Origin of the sequence: Pseudomonas aegrilactucae (assembly GCF_019168305.1) — a bacterium.
Lineage (GTDB): Bacteria > Pseudomonadota > Gammaproteobacteria > Pseudomonadales > Pseudomonadaceae > Aquipseudomonas > Aquipseudomonas aegrilactucae.
The window spans coordinates 1-701 of sequence record NZ_JAHTBI010000159.1; the positions used below are offsets into that span (position 1 = coordinate 1).

1 protein-coding gene is annotated in these 701 nt (G+C 64.1%); it reads right to left on the reverse strand.

All coding sequences use genetic code 11. The features are described from left to right. Positions 1–701, reverse strand: a 701-nt coding sequence (locus tag KUO17_RS26160) for an RHS domain-containing protein (RefSeq protein WP_217978445.1), incomplete at both ends; no start/stop codon positions are given.

The window sequence follows — 701 nt, forward strand, 5'->3', positions numbered from 1 at the left end:
TGGTCGTGGTACTGGCCCTGAAAGCGGATCGGGTTCTTCACCCCCTGCTGCTGCGCCCATTCCGAACGCTGCTCCTTCACCGTACCCCAGGCCTTGTACTGCGCCGTCCACGCCATCTGCCCGAAGTGGTCCGTCAACTCCTGCGGCGTACCCAGGTGATCGCACTGGTACCACGCCAGCGCATTGAAGGGCTTCGCCTGCGGAGTGAAAGTCCAGACCGGATCGTCATCGATGTTGTACGGCTGGCTGTAGGTCGGCTGTGCGATCAGCCGTATCCCTTCATGCCGCACCGCCTGCGCCACCGGCACGAAGCTGCCCGGCTCGAACAGGTAGTGCACCGTGCGCCCAGTGTCGCCCTCGTACTGCGCCGGGCTGCTCTCCCATGCCAGGTTGTCACCGTCCCAGCCGTACAGCGTGAATCCACACCCCAGCTCACGCTGCGTTCGCTCATGCTCGTTGCGGTTCCACTGCGAGCCGGCCTCGCGCCGTGGTTTGTAGTGCGCGCTGGAATGCTTGAACAGTCGCCGGCCCAGGGCATCGTAGGCAAACTCCACCGCCAGCCGCGCATCCTCGAAATGCACCAGCCGATCAAACAGATCCCAGCGCAACCGGCTGCGCTGGCCGTTATGCCACCGCTCAACCTGGTTGCCACGCTCGTCGTACTCGTAATGCGTACCGGCGTACTCACGCAGCAGGTTGTC